16 protein-coding genes are annotated in these 17,580 nt (G+C 70.7%); 8 read left to right on the top strand and 8 right to left on the bottom strand.

The features are described 5' to 3' along the window. Window positions 1-9 precede the first annotated feature (9 nt). A complete protein-coding gene (locus CJ226_RS06360; protein WP_102208670.1) occupies window positions 10-3,432 on the top strand; it encodes an HtaA domain-containing protein in 3,423 nt (1,140 codons plus the stop codon). 94 nt (window positions 3,433-3,526) lie between these two features. Continuing rightward, complete coding sequence (locus CJ226_RS06365) at window positions 3,527-3,841, top strand: potassium transporter Trk (RefSeq protein WP_102208671.1); 315 nt, start codon at window positions 3,527-3,529, stop codon at window positions 3,839-3,841. Here the strand turns inward: CJ226_RS06365 and CJ226_RS06370 are convergent. The 4 genes from CJ226_RS06370 to CJ226_RS06385 form a co-directional block, all read right to left on the bottom strand. Beyond that, window positions 3,825-4,295, bottom strand: coding sequence for a hypothetical protein (locus tag CJ226_RS06370; protein WP_062637404.1), 471 nt, complete (start codon window positions 4,293-4,295; stop codon window positions 3,825-3,827). The genes CJ226_RS06365 and CJ226_RS06370 overlap by 17 nt on opposite strands. A gap of 2 nt (window positions 4,296-4,297) precedes the next feature. Next, complete coding sequence (locus CJ226_RS06375) at window positions 4,298-5,014, bottom strand: hypothetical protein (RefSeq protein WP_146008209.1); 717 nt, start codon at window positions 5,012-5,014, stop codon at window positions 4,298-4,300. Window positions 5,015-5,121: 107 nt separating this feature from the next. Then, window positions 5,122-5,424 carry a hypothetical protein gene (locus tag CJ226_RS06380; protein ID WP_102208673.1) on the bottom strand — a complete coding sequence of 101 codons (303 nt, stop codon included), beginning with the start codon at window positions 5,422-5,424 and terminating at the stop codon, window positions 5,122-5,124. Between the two features lie 93 nt (window positions 5,425-5,517). Next, window positions 5,518-6,123, bottom strand: a complete 606-nt coding sequence (locus CJ226_RS06385) for a zinc-binding alcohol dehydrogenase (RefSeq protein WP_082802994.1) — start codon at window positions 6,121-6,123, stop codon at window positions 5,518-5,520. A 152-nt stretch (window positions 6,124-6,275) separates the two neighbouring features. On the opposite strand from CJ226_RS06385, the gene CJ226_RS06390 reads away from it, so the two are divergent. From CJ226_RS06390 to CJ226_RS06400, 3 genes are read left to right on the top strand one after another with little or no spacing between them, the layout of a single operon-like run. Further along, window positions 6,276-7,148, top strand: coding sequence for a hypothetical protein (locus CJ226_RS06390; protein WP_102208674.1), 873 nt, complete (start codon window positions 6,276-6,278; stop codon window positions 7,146-7,148). Continuing rightward, the gene (locus tag CJ226_RS06395; RefSeq protein ID WP_062637394.1) at window positions 7,145-7,567 is read left to right on the top strand and encodes a phage holin family protein; all 423 of its coding nucleotides are present in this window, start codon (window positions 7,145-7,147) and stop codon (window positions 7,565-7,567) included. The genes CJ226_RS06390 and CJ226_RS06395 overlap by 4 nt, the downstream gene beginning before the upstream one ends. Further along, entirely contained in the window at window positions 7,564-8,130 is a 567-nt protein-coding gene (locus CJ226_RS06400) for a DUF3618 domain-containing protein (protein ID WP_062637392.1), read from the top strand. The genes CJ226_RS06395 and CJ226_RS06400 overlap by 4 nt, the downstream gene beginning before the upstream one ends. Before the next feature lie 56 nt (window positions 8,131-8,186). Here the strand turns inward: CJ226_RS06400 and CJ226_RS06405 are convergent, their stop codons facing one another. From CJ226_RS06405 to CJ226_RS06420, 4 genes are all read right to left on the bottom strand, one after another. Further along, window positions 8,187-8,987, bottom strand: a complete 801-nt coding sequence (locus CJ226_RS06405) for an enoyl-CoA hydratase/isomerase family protein (protein ID WP_180964547.1) — start codon at window positions 8,985-8,987, stop codon at window positions 8,187-8,189. Window positions 8,988-8,992: 5 nt separating this feature from the next. Then, on the bottom strand, window positions 8,993-10,285 hold the full coding sequence (locus CJ226_RS06410) for a ferredoxin reductase family protein (protein WP_062637389.1): 1,293 nt from the start codon (window positions 10,283-10,285) through the stop codon (window positions 8,993-8,995). Further along, complete coding sequence (locus tag CJ226_RS06415) at window positions 10,282-11,808, bottom strand: amino acid adenylation domain-containing protein (protein WP_180964548.1); 1,527 nt, start codon at window positions 11,806-11,808, stop codon at window positions 10,282-10,284. Before CJ226_RS06415 ends, CJ226_RS06410 begins: the two co-directional genes overlap by 4 nt. Window positions 11,809-11,955: 147 nt before the next feature. Further along, the gene (locus CJ226_RS06420; protein ID WP_102208677.1) at window positions 11,956-13,428 is read right to left on the bottom strand and encodes a DUF5979 domain-containing protein; all 1,473 of its coding nucleotides are present in this window, start codon (window positions 13,426-13,428) and stop codon (window positions 11,956-11,958) included. A gap of 231 nt (window positions 13,429-13,659) precedes the next feature. On the opposite strand from CJ226_RS06420, the gene purM reads away from it, so the two are divergent. Genes purM through CJ226_RS06435 form a run of 3 tightly spaced genes read left to right on the top strand, consistent with a single transcriptional unit; the run spans window position 13,660 to window position 17,573 of the window. Beyond that, the gene (gene purM, locus CJ226_RS06425) at window positions 13,660-14,772 is read left to right on the top strand and encodes a phosphoribosylformylglycinamidine cyclo-ligase (protein WP_102208678.1); all 1,113 of its coding nucleotides are present in this window, start codon (window positions 13,660-13,662) and stop codon (window positions 14,770-14,772) included. Window positions 14,773-14,778: 6 nt separating this feature from the next. After that, window positions 14,779-16,251, top strand: coding sequence for an amidophosphoribosyltransferase (gene purF / locus CJ226_RS06430; protein WP_102208679.1), 1,473 nt, complete (start codon window positions 14,779-14,781; stop codon window positions 16,249-16,251). Continuing rightward, a complete protein-coding gene (locus CJ226_RS06435) occupies window positions 16,251-17,573 on the top strand; it encodes a CynX/NimT family MFS transporter (protein WP_062637380.1) in 1,323 nt (440 codons plus the stop codon). Before purF ends, CJ226_RS06435 begins: the two co-directional genes overlap by 1 nt. Window positions 17,574-17,580 lie beyond the last annotated feature (7 nt).

Here is a 17,580-nt window from a genome sequence, read left to right on the forward strand (position 1 = left end):
CGGAGAACCGTGAACGCCACAGCACACACCCCCTCAGCGAGCACACGCCTGCGTGTCCTGCTCGCCGCCCTCGTCTCCTTCGTCCTCGTCGCCGCCGGGGCGATGGTCAGCCCGCCGGCCCACGCGGCCGCGGCGACCGTCACCGCGGCGGTGTCGTCCGCCGACACCAGCGGCCTCACCGTGCAGGTGCGGGCCGAGGGTCTGCCCGACGTGACGGGCGTCTATGCCGCACTGATCGTGTCGGGCACCGAGAGCGGCATCTCCGCCGGCGGTGGCTACGCCGCGTTCGCGCTGCCCTTCCCGAGCGTGCAGCAGGGGGGTTCGTCCTTCACGCTGCAGGCGCCCGTGGCGTCCCTGGACCGGACGAAGACGTACGAGGTGCTCGTCTGGCAGCAGCACACCGCGCCCATAGCCGCCACGATCTACGGCCGCGGCGACGTCACGGTGACACCTGCGCAGTGGGACACGGTCTTCGGAACGACGCCCGTCGAGCCGGGTGAGACGGAGCCGGGTGAGACGGAGCCGGGTGAGACGGAGCCCGGGGAGACCGAGCCCGGGGAGACCGAGCCCGGGGAGACCGAGCCCGGGGAGACCGAGCCCGGGGAGACCGAGCCCGGGGAGACGGCCCCGGGCGAGACCGAGCCGACGCCCGCCGAAGCCGCCATCGAGGTGTTCCTCGCCGACGGCACGACGCCCGCTGCGGGCGCTCGCCTCCAGGCGGGTGACGAGATCGTCGTCAAGGGCACCGGATACGACCCGACCGCGAACGTCGGCGGACGCGGCGTCCCGATCCCGTCGAACCTGCCCCAGGGCGCCTATGTGGTCTTCGGCAACTTCGCCGCGACGTGGCAGCCCTCGCAGGGGGCGCCGTCCTCGGCGCGTTCGGTCGGTGCTCAGGCCTGGGCGCTCGCCGAGGATGTGCTGACCCAGGTCCCGACGCAGTACCAGGGTGCGATCCGCGCACAGTGGGTGGACATCTCGCCCGACGGCTCGTTCCAGGTCACGCTCACGCTCAAGGACACCCCGGCGACGCCCGGTTCCTACGGGGTGTACACCTACCCGGCAGGCGGTGTCGTCAACGCCGACCAGGAGCGCAGCGTCGCTCTGGATTACCGCATCGCCTCGGGGCTGACGACCACCGTGACCGCGGCGACGGCCGAGGACGGCCTCACGGTCACGGCCGCCGCGACGAAGCTGGGTACCGTCTCCGGTGCCTACGCCGCGCTGATCGAGAAGGGTACGGAGGCCGACGTCACCGCCGGAGGCGGCTTCCTCGCGATGCAGTACGTGCGCGGCATCACGGGCGGCAGCTTCAGCGTCGACCTGACCGCGGCGGCGAGCGCTCTCGATGGGTCGAAGGCCTACGAGGTGATCGTCTGGCAGCAGCACACGATGCCGACCGCGGACACCATCTACGCACGGTCCACCGTCACCGTCACCGACGCGCAGTGGAACGCCCTGCTGCCGTCCCCCGGGCCGTCGGTCACGACCGCCGTCACCGGCGCCACCGCGGCAGACGGGCTGACGGTGAAGGTCACCGCCGCCGACCTCGGCGCGGTCACCGGCGCCTACGTGGCGCTCATCGAGACGGGGACGGAGGCCGACGTGACCGCCGGTGGCGGTTTCCTCGCCATGCAGTACGTTCGGAACATCGGCTTCGGAGCCTTCGCCGTCGACCTGAACGCGGCGGGGAAGAACCTCGACCGGACGAAGACGTACGAGGCGATCGTGTGGCAGCAGCACACGATGCCGACCGCCGACACCATCTACGCGCGCGCAGCGGTCACGATCACCGACGCGCAGTGGCGCACACTGCTCGGCGAGAAGCCGACCGAGCCGCAGCCCCCGGTCACTCCGGTCACGCCGACGAAGCCGGCCGCGACCGTCCCCGGCGGGTCGCTGCGCTGGGCCATCTCGTCCTCGTTCACGAACTACATCACCGGCCCGATCGCCCAGGGCGCGATCGCCGTGTCCGGTGGGGCCACGCGCTCCGGCGGCCAGTTCCAGTTCGGGCAGACCGTGGGCGGCGACTTCGACGCGGCTTCCGGACGCGGCAGTGTCGTCTACCGCGGTGCCGTGCGCTTCACCGGCCACCACGGGCTGCTCGACGTCACGGTCGCCGATCCGATGATCCGGATCACCTCGGCGTCCTCCGCCACGCTGTTCGTGACGAGCGGGGGTGCGCAGGTGCCGTTCGCGACCCTCGACCTCTCCCGCGCCGTCCGCACGGCGGCCGGTGGCGCCGTCACCTACACGGCGGCACCCGCCGCCCTCACGGACGCCGGACGCGACCGCGTCCTCTCGGGGTACGGCACCACGCTCAACCCCGTCTCGTTCACGATCGGCTCCGTCGCCGCCGCTCCGTCGGGCACGACGGGAACGGTCGCGGCGGCCGCGGTCGTCCCGAAGGCCGCGCTCCCGACGACCGCGCCGACGGCGGCCGGTATCGAGGTCGACGAGGAGAACCTCGCGGCGCTCGCCGCCGGGAAGACGGCCACGGTCTCCGCCTCCGGCTTCCGTGCGAACGAGGAGGACATCAAGGTGGTCGTGTACTCGACCCCGGTGCTGCTCGGCACGGTGACGGCCGACGCGGCGGGGGTCGCGACGTGGTCGGGTGCCCTCCCGGCGACACTCGCGGACGGCGAGCACACGCTCACCTTCCAGGGGTCGGTCGATCGCGGTCTCGCGTTCACGCTCGCCAGAGCGACCGCGGAGGTCGGCGTGTGCACGGTCGAGGGGGCGACCCTGCACTGGGGCTACAAGGAGTCGTTCCGCACGTACATCGAGGGCATCGCGCGAGGCGGCTGGACGCTCACCGACGTGGCCTACGAGTACCCCGCCTTCGTGTGGTCGAACGGCACCGGTTCGCTGGACGACGCGGCGGCCTCGGGTCTGGTCACCTACGGCGGCAGCATCACCTTCACGGGCCACGACGGGGCGCTGAACACGACGCTGGCGAACGCGCGCGTCGAGCTCACGGGCGACACCGGCTACCTCGTGTTCGACGTGACCGGGACCACGCAGGCCGGAGAAGCCGTGGCGCAAGAGGGCGTGCGTCTCGCCGAGTTCGCCCTCGCGGACGCCGCCGTCGCCGACGGCGCGCTGACCCTCGATGCGGTTCCCACGACGCTGACCGCGGCCGGTGCCTCCGCGTTCGGCACGTATGAGGTGGGCGAGGAGCTCGACCCGATGTCCGCCGTGATCCCGGTCGACGGCGCCTGCGGCACTCCCGCCGAGGAGGAGTCCGAGCCGGAGGCCGAGGCGGACGCGGCGGTGACCGCGATCAGCGCGCCGGTCGCCACCGAGGAGGCTCCGGTGTGGCCCTGGATCGTGGGCGGTCTGGCGGTCGTGGCGCTGGCCGCGACGGGCGGGGTGCTGATCGTGCGTCGCACCCGGAGGGGGGAGCCGGCCGAGACGACGACCGAGGTCTGAGTCCGGCCGCCGTCGGAACCGCCCTCCCCGGTGATCGGGGAGGGCGGTTCCGTGTGCGGCTGCGCAGGCGCGCAGAGGGTGGGACAATGGAGGCATGCCCTCCCACGACACCCACCAGACCGTCGAAGCGACCGTGCGCCGCGTACCGCGGTACGGCGTGCTCATGGGCATCGGGGTCGTGCTGGGCATCATCGCCGCCGGCATCCTGACCATGGTCGGCAGTTTCGAGCAGTCGCAGGCGCTCGACGTCGTCTACCCGCCTGGTCAGGTCTTCGGCTTCCTGCTGCTGTGGACCGTGCCGATCGGGCTGGCGCTGGGTGGCGTCGCCGGTCTCGTTCTCGAGCGGATCGCCCGCCGCCATGACCGCGTCGTGAGGGTCGACCGGGAGACCGTCATCGACGAGGACTGAACTCGACGCTAGTCGGGCTTGACTGTTCGCGCATGCCGCCCGACTTCGCGCTCCGGCGCACCCGGAATGCCGTGAAACCCGCGAAAGCGGTGAAGACGCCAACGTAGCCAAGGACGAGGATCCACAGGCCGAGCCCGTTCTGGTACATCCAGCTCAGGTAGAGCAGATAGGCCAGGCTGCCGACGGATCCACCGAGCCCGCCACCGATGGCCATGTTCGTCGTGGGGAGAGGGCTCGTCGAAGTTCGCTTGCCGATGTGGGCGCCCAGGGCGGCGGTGAGTCCCGACACGATCCCGGCGACGATCGTCGGGATGACGATGAGGACGGTGAGCCATCCGAGGCCTGCCCGCGAGTCGGGAAGGTTGGCGATGTAGATCGGCACTTGCACGGCAGCCATGACGACCGCGAAAACCACGATGCCGAACAGGGCGAGGGAGACGGTGAGACGGCCCATGGTCAGCGGTCCCCGTGCTTGTTGATGATGTCTCTGAGGTTGTCGGCCTGGACGTTCCACGTCTGCTCCGCTGCCCACTCGGCGCCGAGAGCGGCGGCCTGGTTGGCGCCGACGGCCGTGGCGGTCTTCCGCAGAACCCACTCGCCGTCGACCTCGACGACTGAGAATTCGATGGTCGAGCCGGGACCGTCGAAGTACTGGTCGGAGATGACGGTGAACTTCACGCTGGTTCCCGTGGTGGTCACGACCACGTCGCCGGTCTCATAGGGCTCAGCCGAACCGTTGCCGATGATCGTGTCGGACAGCGTGAAGACGGCGCCGTCTGTGAATGTGCTGGACGAAACCGACACATCGAACGGGAAGATCTCGCCGGGGTACCTCTTGAAGAGATCCATGATCTCCTCCGCGGTGTAGTCGTCGGCCGAGTAGCCGAGTGCGTCGTCGATTTCGTACTGGTAGCCGGCCTGGTCGTACCAGGCGCGGTCGGACGGATAGTTCTCGGGATCGACCTCCCACGTCGTCGCGACAGCGGCGCGGATGTCACCGAGTACCGCGCTGTCCGCGCTCTGTCGACGCACCGAAAGACGGTACAGCGCGGCGAGTGCGTCTTCCAGCTGCTGGTTCGCTGAGCTGCCGCGTTGCGGGTCGAAGGCGCCGGGGTCGTCGACGAGCTGATCCTGCAGGATCTGCTGAGCGGCGTTGCGCTTTTCGATCTGCACCGCGGCAAGCTCTTTGATCTCAGCGACTTCGGATGCATAGTCGACGAGGGTTCTGCGCACTCTGCCGATCGCTGTCTCCACTGCTCTCGTGGTCGCGACCAGGTTCTTCAGTCGCTTCCTGGCGCCGGCGGCCGACTCGCCCACCCAGTTGTCGTGGAAGACATCGTCGGCCTTGCGGAGGTCGGTGCGGTCAGCTCGATGTTCTTTGCTAGTTTTTCGGAGGTCTTCTCCGCCTCCGTAAGCTCTTCCTCGAGCAGATCGAGGAAGAAGTCGACCGTCTCTGCGACGAGCGCGCTTCCCCAGTCGTCGACGCGGGTGTACCCGCGTTTCTTCACACCGCTGAGTGCCGAGCGGGTCTGTACCGCCGAAGCATGCATCGCTGACGCGTTGAACGCGAAGATATCCCCCATGCCCCTGGATACTACCGAGTCTGGGAGATGAGCGGCTCTCGACGACGGCACTCCTCCTGGGCAGGAGCGGGGAGTGCCGTCGGGCGTCGCGGTTCAGGCGAGCTCCGCGATCACCGGGCGGATGGCGGAGTCGAACGCCACGACGTCCCGGCGGAGCCCGTCCGTCACCGCGACCGTGAGGTCGCCGATCCACCAGATCCCGCGCTGCGACAGCGGCAGCACCTGCACGTTCAGCTCGAACGAGTGCGCGCGGCGTCCGATGTCACGCTCGAACTCCGCGATCGCGCTCGCGTACGCCCGGTAGGCGTCCCCGCCGGTGTGGCTCTTCATCGACCCGACGTACCGGTCGTGTGCGGCGGTGGCATACCGGAGCGCGGTGCCGGCATGCGGACGGATCGCGGTCGAGAGCGCTTCGGCGCCGGTCGCCGGGAGGGCCACCAGGGTGTCGAAACCGTCGATCAGCTCGAGTGGGACGCCGGAGTGGTGGGCCCGCGGCTCCACGGTCATGTCCCAGTAGCCCTGCCACTGCGTCTCGACCTCGGGGGAGGCGTCCGGCGCATCGGGTGCGCGCACGGACAGGTCGCGGAGGGAAGGCAGATCGAGGGGCGCCCTGATGCCCAGCAGCTGGCGCAGGGCGAGCGCGACGAGCACGGGGACGCTCGCGTCTTCGCGGATGAGCCACTGCGGCTTGTCGGCCATGGCCCCCATCGTAGGCGGGTGCGGCAGCCGTGCGGAGTCCCGGCACGGTAATGCCCTCCGCGAGCCGCGTCAACCCTCGCTGTGATCGCCGCGCCCGAGAGTAAACCTGCTCACACGCCGGCGGCCGTCGGCGGGAGTCGAGAGGAAGAACGATGTCGCAGAGCAATGCAGAAGGTGCCGCGGGCAGCGGTACGACCGAGTCTCCGGGCACCGTCCGGACCGCCGCGCATGAGGCCGCGGGTGTCGCCGACACGGCGAAGGGCCAGGCCGCGGACGTCGTCGAGACGGCGAAGGCCGAAGCCGGGGCGGTCGCCCACGAAGCCAAAGACCAGGTGCGCGACCTGTACCACCAGACCAAGACGGAGCTGTCGGAGCAGGCGGCGGTGCAGCAGCGCCGCGTCGCGGACGGACTCCGGTCCGTGGGCGGGGAGCTGGGCACGATGGCGGAGCGCTCCGACGGCGGTGTCGCCGCCGACCTCGTGCGCCAGGCGTCGACGCGCATCCAGGGCATCGCGGGCTGGATCGGCGACCGCGACCCCGGTTCGCTGCTCACCGAGGTGAAGTCCTACGCACGGGCGAAGCCCGGCACGTTCATCGCGGTGGCCGCCCTCGCCGGTCTCGTCGCCGGCCGGCTGACCAGGGCGCTCTCCGAGGGCGCCGCGGAGTCCGCCTCGTCTGGCGCGGCATCGGACTCCGGCTCCCCGTCGGTGGCGGGAGCGGCGGCACCCGCGGTCCCGCCGCGTCCCGTCGCCCCGGCGACCACGCCCGGCGCCGTCCCCGGCAGCGCGGGCGCCGCGGGAGTGGTCGGAGGCGCGGGCACCGCAGAGAACACCACTCTCGGTGAGCCGCCGCTGCCCACCGACGGCACCGTGCCCGGAGCGCCGGACGGCATGAGCGGGATCGATGCCGGCACCGCCCCGTGGGGCGTCACGCCGCGCGGCGAGACGGTCGACGACGGGGACACCCCGCTCTACGACCGCACCGACGCCGCCACCCGCGGATCCGATGAAGAGGGGCGACCATGACCGACGGCACCCCCACGCCCTCGGAGCAGAAGGCCGAGACCACGTCACTCGGCGATCTGCTCAGCGAGGTCACCACCGATCTGTCGACCCTCATGCGGCAGGAGCTGGAGCTCGCCAAGGCCGAGCTCAAGCAGTCCGCCACGCGCGCGGGCCGGGGGGCGGGGATGCTCGGCGGAGCGGGATACGGCGCACTCATGGCCGTGTTCTTCCTGTCGGTCGCCCTCTGGTGGGCCCTCGGGGCCTATGTCACCGGCCTCGGCTGGTCGGCCGTGATCGTCGCCGTCATCTGGGCGGTGATCGCCCTCGTCCTGTTCGTGATGGGACGCAAGCAGTTGAAGAGCATCGAAGGGGCTCCGCGCACCGTGGACAGCCTCAAGCGCATCCCTGATGCGGTGAAGAGGAATGAGGAGAACAAATGAGCGATTCACCCGAAGCGATCCGCGCCGACATCGAGCGGACCCGAGCGGAGTTCGGCAGGGATGTCGACGCCCTCGCCGACAAGGTCACCCCCTCGAAGGTCGTGCACCGGCAGACGCAGAAGATGAAGGGCGCCGTGCGCTCGGCGGTCGACCGCGTCATGGGCGCCGCCGACGACGCCGGGGACCGACTGGGGGATGCCTCCTCCTCGGTCGCCGACGCCGGACGGCACACCGTGGCCAAGGCGCAGGGCAACCCGCTGGCGGTGGGGCTCATGGCCTTCGCTGCGGGGCTCGTCGTGGCCGCCGTCATCCCCGCGTCCTCAAAGGAGAAGGAACTGGCCGAGGACATCAAGGAGAAGGCCCAGCCTCTCGTCGATGAGGCGACCGACGTCGCCAAGACCATCGGCCAGGATCTCAAGGAGCCGGCACAGGAGGCCTTCGCCGCCGTCAAGGATGAGGCCGCCGGTGCCGCCGCCCACGTCCGTGACGACGCGACCCACGCGGTCGACGAGGTCAAGAGCAGCGCGCAGGACGCCCGCGACAACGTCGCCGGCCAGAGCTGACATCCTTCGCCGTGCCGTAGCCAGGGCCCGACTCGCAGCGGCGAGTCGGGCCCTGCTCACGTTTCACGGGCTGTCGGTGGGAACGACGGCGGGCGCTTCTCGAGGAACGCCGCGATCCCGTCCCTGCTGTCGGCGAGCGCGAACGCTTCGCCGTACAGCCGGGTCTCCTCGGTGAAAGCTACGGCGCGGGTCTCCGCGACGGCTGCGCGCAAGGCGGAGCGTGCCAGTGCCGTCGCGGCCCGCGAGCGTGGCCTGCCCGCTGTGAGAGTGGAGCAGGCCTCGTGCTGCAGTGCCGCCGGCGTGACCAGACGTGTCGCGAGCCCGTGGGCCAGCGCCTCACTGCCGTCGAGTGTCCGACCGGTCATCACCATCTCGCTCGCGAGGGCCGGGCCCACCCGTTCGAGGAGTCGGCGCACACCGCCGAACCCCGGAATGAGGCCGAGCGTCGGCTCCGGCAGGGCGAAGCGCGAGTCGGCGGTGGCGAAGATCGTGTCGCAGGCGAGCGCCAGCTCCAGGCCCCCGCCCATCGCCGCGCCGTGTACGCAGGCGATCGTCGGGAAGGGGGCGCTCTCGATGAGCGTCATCAGCCCCTTCGCCCGCTCCGCGACGGCCCGCCCTGCGGCGCCGGGGTCGAGCGATTCCCGCCCCGCGCGAAGCTCGCGGAGGTCGGCACCGGCGGAGAAAGCCGTCCCGGAACCGCTGAGCACGACGCCCGCGAGAGAGAGGCCGGCCAGATGGTCGACAGCATGCGCGAGCTCCGTGATCATGAGTTCGGACAGTGCGTTCCTCTGCTCTGGCCTGCACAGCCGGACCTGAGCCACGGCATTCGCGATGGTGATGTCGATGGTCTCGTACATGGTCCTCATGAGTCCCAGATCGCTCCGAAGGCGGGGACACCCTCTCGTTCGAGTCCCTCGACGAGGGACCAGGTGGTGGTGGCGTTGGAGATGCAGATGACGGCTTCGGCACCGCTCGTCCGTACGGCCTGACGTACCAGCGCGAGCAGATCCGGTTTGCCGTCGGCTCGCGTGTCCCAGATCAGCGCGCCAGGCACCGCGTCGCGGATCTCCGTCACGAGGGACGGACCGTATGTCTCGACGGGTGATCGCGCCGACCACACGAGGTGTGCGGGCGCGGTGCGGGCGAGCAGATGAGGCAGGCACGGTCCGATGCCGCTGCCGGTGGCGACCCAGACCACCTTGGTGAAGAGACGGTCGATGTTGCCCACTCCCGCGGTCGGGATTCCCTTGACCCACAGGTGTCGGGGCTTGTCATCGATGAGCCGACTGGTCCAGTCGCCCGCGCGGGAGATCGCCAGTCGGAAGCCGGACTGCCCCGGCGCGGGGATGTTGGCGAACGCATGCCATTCCCGGAGCGGGCTGCGGCTGATCGCGGTCGACGATCCGGCGAACGGCGTGACCCCGTAGTCGAAGCGGGCGATCGCGACATGCCCGGAGGGCGTCTCGATCTCGACCGGCACGCGACGCAGCCGCAGCCAGGGGAGGGCGATGCTCACGGTCGTCGCCGCGAGCAGCCAGATCGGAGCGGAGCCGAGATACTGCTCCGGTGTCGGGTGGGTCTGCGCGAGCATCCCGATGGTCTGCACCCACACGAGCAGGAGGAGAATCCACCCGCCGAAGCGGTGAGTGAGCTCGAACGCGTCGTGGTGGCGCGCGCGGGCGGACGGGAGAGACGTGACGAGCATCGCCAGAAGGATGACGGAGGCGACAGAACTGGTCGTCAGGAACAGCGCGGATGCGCTCGCGGCGAAGGTGCCGACGGTGAACACGACGTACCAGGCGGTCGCGCCGATCGCTGCTCCGACGTGCACCCCGCCGAAGCTGTAGATCTTCCCGAGCGCCCACCGGGTGCGCAGGGGGAGCGAGTGGGGTGCCCCGGTCGCCATGCGGAAGAGCAGGTTGATGACGTACTGCTGCCGGACGAGCGCCGCGACGAACACGTTGATCCCGGCCGCAGTGAAGGCCTGCTCTGGTGTCGGCTGCGGGAGGAGCGCGAACGCGAGCGCGTTGCCCGCGACGACCAGAGCGGCGAGCCGGTTGTACGGCTTCAGATACCGGGAGCGGCGCAGGCGTGCCCACCGCGAGGCGGGAGCACGGCGGCGGTCGAGTCGCGTCGCGGTGGTCGATGCGGTCATGCGGCCACCCTCGTCGGGTTCGCGGCGGCCGCATCGAGAAGGCGCAGCACGGCCTCACGATCGACCTTCCCCCGCGGAGTCAGAGGAAGCCGATCCACCGCCACGACCTCCGTCGGCACACAGTAGTAGGGAAGCAGCTCCGCGACGGCCGTCCGGGCCGCGTCGGGATCGACGGTGGCCGGGACGATCACCGCGGCGAGGTTGCGGGCGTCGCGGCGCACCGTCACCGCGGCGCTGCAACCGGGAGCGGATTCCAGAGCACGGGAGACGGAGTCGAGTTCGACGCGGAATCCCCGCACCTTCACCTGATCGTCTGTGCGGCTGAGATGCTCGAGTTCACCCTGCGGGGTCCAGCGCCCCACATCCCGGGTGCGGAACATCCGGCTGCCGTCCGCAGCGAACGGATCGGGGAGGTATCGCTCCTCGGTGAGGTGCGGGTTGCCGATGTATCCGGCGGTGACTCCGGCGCCGCCGACCCACATCTCGCCGCTCTCGCCCTCCCGCACCGGCCGAAGGTCCGGGTCGAGGACGTACACGCTGGTCCCCGGCACCGGAGCGCCGATCGTGAGCGGGCGGCCAGGGTGGTGCTCCACGAGGGTGTTGATGATCGTGATCTCGGTGGGACCGCACGAGTTGAGGAATCGATGCCCTCGAGCCCACTCGTCGGCCAGGGCCTGCGGACAGCGTTCTCCGGCGACGACGACGGTGTGTGCCGTGCTCCGATGGGAGGAGAGCGTGGCGAGAATGCTGGGCGTGGCGACCAGCACGTCGACGCGCTCCGCGGTGGCGGCGATGTCCGTCCCGCGGATCACCAGCGTGCCGCCGTGCACGAGTGCGCCGAACATCTCCCACATGGCCATGTCGAAGGCGATGTTGAGCACCTGCCCCACGCGTGTGCCTGCGGTGATGCCGAGATCTCCGGGAGCCTGGGTGAGGAGGTTGACGAGGTTGCCGTGACTCACCTGCACGCCGTTGGGGACTCCGGTGGTGCCGGAGGTGAAGATGACGGCGCAGGTGTCGGACGGGGTGGACGCCACGGGGAAGGCAGGCGACGTGGCCTCCCGCGGCTCGTCGACACGGATCACCTCCAGGCCTTCCGGCATGGTGCCGACGAAGCGCTCGGTGGTGAGCACGACCCGCATCCTCGCCTGCTCCGCGATCCGGCCCAGTTGCGCGCGCGGCGAGATGCGCGCGTCCTGCGGTGCGTAGGCGGCGCCGGTCTTGAGCACCGCGAGGACGCCGATGACCATGGCGATCGAGCGTTCGAGGAAGACACCGACCACGTCGCCTCGGCCGATCCCGCGCTGCCGGAGGTGCTGTGCCAGCCGGGAGGAGGCATCGTCGAGCTCGCCGTAGGTGAGTGAGGCCGTGAGATGCTCCACCGCGCATCGATCAGGGGCTTCCGCGGCACGGGCCTGGATCAGCGCCGTGATCGAGGTCGACGGCGCGACGCTCGGCGCGCCGAAGGAGGGCGAAGGCAGACGCGGTTCGTCGGGTCGCTCGGTGGGAATCGGTTCGATCATCGCTGGTCCTCTCTGTCCGGGACCTCGCATCGGGACCGGAGACGCGATGCGAGGCGGGACCGCCCACGCTAAGCAGCCGCGAAGGCGGGCGGAGGACTTCTTTCGGGACCGTAAGGAGTGGTGGTGCCTCCGCGCGCCCGCGAGCAGCTATCCACGCCGTGTCCCCGCACGACGACGGAGCACGACCCCGGTCGCCAGCGCGAGCACCGCCCCCGCGGTGAGCCCGAAGAGGCCGCTGATGTCCCCACCGGTCGAGGCCAGCCCTGCGGGTGGAGCGGGCGGCGGCGTCGGCTCCGACGGGGATGGCGGCTCCGCGGTGGTCGGCGGGGTGCTCGGGGAGGGTGGGGAGAGCGTGGTCGGGTTGGTCAGCTCGACGGCCACGACCGACCCTGCGCCGATCGTGAGCCGTGCGCCTTCCTCGGTCGTGGTCACGCCGGCACCGCGGAACTGCGGGCGTCCCCACACGACACCGGGCACGGCCTCCGCGGTGTGCTCCGACAGCGTCACAACCGCGCCCGCCGGGATCTGCGTGACCTGGCGGGCGGTGCCGTCCGCGGGCAGCATGAGCGTGCCGACCACCGCACCGTCCGCGGTGGGGTAGGAGTAGTCGACGGCGAACGTCGCATCGGCCGGGACGAGGGGTGCCCCCTCGCCGACGATCCGTTTCGCGACCGAGAACCCGCCGCGCCCGTCCCCTTCGCCGTCGCCGCCCGCCACGCTCGCGCTCACGGTCGCCGTAGTGGTGGTGACGCTCGATCCGGAGACGGTGTTGGCGAACACCTGGCCGTTGTGCGCATCCGCCGGCAGCGCGGTCTGATACGACAGTCGATACAGGCGGTCGGCCTGCGCCGGCGCCGTGAGCTCCACGGTGAACGACGAGCCGGCGTCGCCCGGCGTGAGGACGAAGTCCGACCCCGCCGCGAGCGGGTGGAAGTCCGCCGGGTCGAACAGGCCTCCCGCCCACGCGTCGGTCGCGACCGAACCGATCGCCACGGTGTCGGGCAGCAGGTTCAGTCCCGGGGTCGCGGTGTCCGTGAGGGTCGGGCGTTCTCCACCGAGCAGTCGTCCGGGGACCCAGATGTACCACTCGATCGTCCCGTCGGTTGTCTGCACGCCCGACTTGGTCGCGTCCGTCGGCACCGGCTCGGGGCGCTGCGGGCCGACGCCACCACCGGGGATCTCCACGGTGATCGGACCACCGTCCCCCGTGGTGAAGGTCACGGTGTCCTCCTCGGTGGTCTCCTCCGCCTTCATCTGGAAGAACAGGGTGCCGTGGACGTTGTCATGCGTGAGGACGTAGTCGCTCAGCGTGCAGGCGATGGCGGTCGCCGCGACGGTGCAGGTGCCGACGGTCGCGCCGGCGGGGTCCCGCAGGGGGAACGTCGCAGCCACCCCGACGAAGCGGGGCGTCGCGGGAAAGGCGAGCGAGAAGGTGTCCCCCGGTTGCGCGCTGTCCGGAACGGCCCAGGTGGCCTCGAGTCGGAGGGTGTCGTACAGGTGGATGTCACCTGTCGGTTCCACCACCGTCACCGCCGTGATGGCATCCAGCTCCGCCGCCTGCGCCGTCGGCGGCACCGCGAGCCCGACCAAGGCGAGGAGGGCGACGGCGCTGCTCGCCACGCCTCGCCTTCTCCCGCGTCGTCGCTCCGTTCTCTTCTTCTGTATGCGCACAGTCCACCTCTCCTGTTCTTTCCGGACACCCGGTCGTCGAGCCCGCCCGATTCGCCGATAGACTCTCACATGCGCGGACCATTACGCTACAGATGAGGACGTTTCGGTATCGCTCGATACGCCCCGCGCTCGAAGCGGGCCGCGAGCCGACGGGGCGCCCGCGGGCGGTAGGCTGTTCGAGTGGCTGCCTCCCCCACCAACCCCTATTCCGAAGCCGGCGTCGACACCGCGGCGGGTGACCTCGCCGTCGAACTGATGAAGTCGTCCGTGCGCGCGACGCACGGCCCCGAGGTGCTCGGCGGTGTCGGCGGTTTCGCCGGTCTGTTCGACGCCAGCGCCCTGCGCGACTTCCGGCGTCCGCTGCTCGCGACCAGCACCGACGGCGTCGGCACCAAGGTCGCCATCGCGCAGGCCATCGACAAGCACGACACGATCGGCCAGGACCTCGTCGGCATGGTCGTCGACGACATCGTCGTGGTGGGCGCGAAGCCGCTGTTCATGACCGACTACATCGCCTGCGGCAAGGTCGTCCCCCAGCGGATCGCGGACATCGTGCGCGGCATCGCCGAGGCGTGCGCCGCGACGGGCACCGCGCTCGTCGGCGGCGAGACGGCGGAGCACCCCGGTCTCCTGGGCCCGCGCGACTACGACGTGGCCGGCGCGGCGACGGGCGTGGTCGAGGCCGACGCCATCCTGGGCGCGGAGCGCGTGCAGGACGGCGATGCGGTCATCGCGGTCGCCTCCAGCGGCCTGCACTCCAACGGCTACTCGCTCGTGCGCCACATCATCACCCGAGCCGGGATCTCCTACGGCGACAACGCCGCAGACTTCGGCTCGACGTGGGGCGAGGCTCTGCTCGAGCCCACGCGCCTCTACACGCTGCCGCTGCTGCGCCTGATCGAAGTCTCCGGCGGGGTCCACGCACTGAGTCACGTCACCGGCGGCGGCATCGCGGCGAACCTTGCGCGCGTGCTCCCCCAGGGAAGCTGGGTCGAGGTCGACCGCAGCACCTGGTCGCCGAGCCCGGTGTTCCGCGTGCTGAGCGACATCGCCGGTTCCACGCTGGAATCCGCCGAGGGCACCTGGAACCTCGGCATCGGATTCCTCGCCGTGGTGGCGGCGGACAGGACGGACGCCGCGATCGCGGCGCTGAACGCCGAGGGCATGCCCTCCTGGCAGGTCGGCACCGTGAGCTTCGGCCCGCGTCCGGCCGGCGAATTCGAACAGGGCGCCAAGGGCGTCGATGGTGGAGCAGTGCGCCTCGTCGGCGCCTACGCGGACGGAGCGAAGTAAGAGCCCATGTGCGGCATCGTCGGAATGGTGGGCTCTGCCCCGGTCAATCAGGACATCTACGACGCCCTCCTGCTGCTGCAGCATCGCGGGCAGGACGCGACGGGCATCGCCACCGCAGAGGCGAACGGCGTCATGCACAACGCCAAGGCCCAGGGGATGGTGCGCGAGGCGTTCCGCACCCGCGACATGCGCGGACTGCTGGGCAACGTCGGTCTCGGCCACGTCCGCTACGCCACCAAGGGCACCGCGTCCAGTGAAGAGGAGATGCAGCCGTTCTACGTGAACGCGCCCTACGGCATCATCCTCATCCACAACGGCAACCTCACGAACACGCGCGAGCTCGCCGCCGACATGGCGCAGCGCGACCGTCGGCACCTGAACTCGTCCAGCGACACCGAGCTGCTGCTCAACGTGCTCGCCGGCGAGCTGCAGGCCACGACCTCCACGGTCGACCTCGACCCGGACCGGATCTTCGAGGCCGTCGCCCGCACGCATGACCGCATCGAGGGCGCGTACGCGGTGATCGCCGTCATCGCCAACTACGGCCTGCTCGCGTTCCGCGATCCGTTCGGCATCCGTCCGCTGATCCTGGGCCGCCGCCCTTCCACGGTCCCCGGAGCCGAGGGCAGGGACGAGTGGGTCGTGGCGAGCGAGTCCCTCGTGCTGGAGAACGGCGACTACGAGGTCGTGCGCGAGGTCGAGCCCGGCGAAGCCGTCTTCATCACGAACGACGGCGAACTGTTCACGAAGCAGTGCGCCGCCGAGACGCACCTCGCGCCCTGCGCGTTCGAGTACGTCTACCTCGCCCGTCCCGACTCCGTCATGAACGGCGTCTCGGTGTACGAGTCCCGCCTGCGGATGGGCGACAAGCTCGCCGACACGATCGCGAAGCACGTGCCGATGGACAAGATCGACGTGGTCATGCCGATCCCCGACTCGTCCCGTCCCGCGGCCATGGAGGTCGCCCGCAAGCTCGGCATCGAGTACCGCGAGGGCTTCTATAAGAACCGCTACGTCGGCCGCACCTTCATCATGCCGGGGCAGGCGGTGCGCAAGAAGAGCGTCCGTCAGAAGCTCAACGCCATGTCGACGGAGTTCCAGGGCAAGAACGTGCTGCTGATCGACGACTCCATCGTGCGCGGCACCACCTCGAAGGAGATCATCCAGATGGCCCGGGATGCCGGTGCCGCCTCGGTGACCTTCGCCTCCGCCGCCCCGCCGGTCCGGCACCCGCACGTGTACGGCATCAACATGCCCTCGCGGCACGAGCTCATCGCCCACGGCCGCACGATCCCCGAGATCGCGGAGGAGCTGGGCTGCGACCACCTCGTGTACCAGGAGGTCGACGACCTGAAGGCCGCGATCACCGAGGGTTCCGTACTGGAAGACCTCGACATGAGCTGCTTCGACGGCCGCTACGTCACCGGCACCGTCACCGACGAGTACCTCGCCTGGGTGGAGGGGTCGCAGACCTCTTGATGTCCGGGTCCCTGAGCGCGCCGCAGGGCCGGCCCCTCTGGCAGGGGCGCGCCCTCGCGTTGATCGGGATCGTGCTGGTCGCGTTCTCGCTGCGGTCGGCGGTCGCCTCGCTCTCTCCTGTCCTCGACCACGTCGCCGAGGACTTCGCGGTGGCCCCCGTGATCGTGGGGCTGATCGGCGCCGCTCCGCCTGTCTGCTTCGCGCTGTTCGGACTGCTGACCCCGCTGTTCGAGCGCCGGTTCGGGCTGGAGCGGATGGCGGTCGTAGCCATCGTGCTGATGGCGGCGGGCATGCTGCTGCGCGGCCTCGCCCCCGACTCCTGGAGCCTGCTGGCCGCGACCGCGGTCGTGTTCGCCGGCGTGGGGTCGGGAAACGTCCTGCTGCCGCCGCTGGTCAAGAAGTACTTCGCCGACCGGCTCGGCGTCATGATGACCGCGTACTCCACGACGCTCGCGGTCTCGACCTTCCTCCCGCCGCTGGTCGCCGTCCCCGTCGCCGACTCGCTCGGCTGGCGGATCTCGCTGGGCATGTGGGGCGTGGTGGCCGCCCTCGCGCTCGTGCCCTGGGTCACGCTGCTGGTGCGCTCCCGCGGCGACGACCGCCCGGTGCCGACGGAGCTCCTGGTCCCCGACCCCACCGACGGCGTGGACGATGTGCGCGACGCGGTCGCCGCCTCGACCGGGCCGATCACGACCCAGTCGGCGAGTCCCCGTGTCTTCGGCCGGCTCTGGCGGCTGCCGCTGGCGTGGGCGCTCGCCCTCGTGTTCGGCACGTCGTCGACCATGGCCTATGTCGCCTTCGCCTGGCTGCCGACCATCCTCGTCGACCTCGGTGGCGTGACCCCGGCGACCGCCGGCTTCCTGCTCTCGCTGTTCGCTCTCGTCGGGCTGCCCTGCTCCATGCTCGTGCCGGTGCTCGTCGTGCGGTTCCAGGCCACCCGCCCGCTGTTCTTCGTGGCCGTGGTGGCCGGTCTCGTCGGGCTCGCCGGCCTGCTGCTCTTCCCGACCGTCGCGCTGCCGCTGTGGGTGGCAATCTTCGGGCTCACCGCGATCATGTTCCCGCTGAGCCTCGTGCTCCTGAGCATCCGGGCCCGTACGCCGGAGAGCGCGGTCGCCCTCAGCGGCTTCGTGCAGAGCATCGGCTACGCGATCGCGGCGGTGTTCCCGCTCCTCGTCGGTCTTCTCCACGACACCAGCGGCGGGTGGCAGGTGCCGCTTCTCGTGGTGGCGGGGGTGCTGGTCGTCTCGGTGCCCGCGGGCATCATCGCCGGTCGCCGCCGCACGATCGAGGACGAGTGGGAGGGGCGTCACGGCCGCTGGTGACGATCGC

Origin of the sequence: Microbacterium sp. UMB0228 (assembly GCF_002871415.1) — a bacterium.
GTDB lineage: Bacteria > Actinomycetota > Actinomycetes > Actinomycetales > Microbacteriaceae > Microbacterium.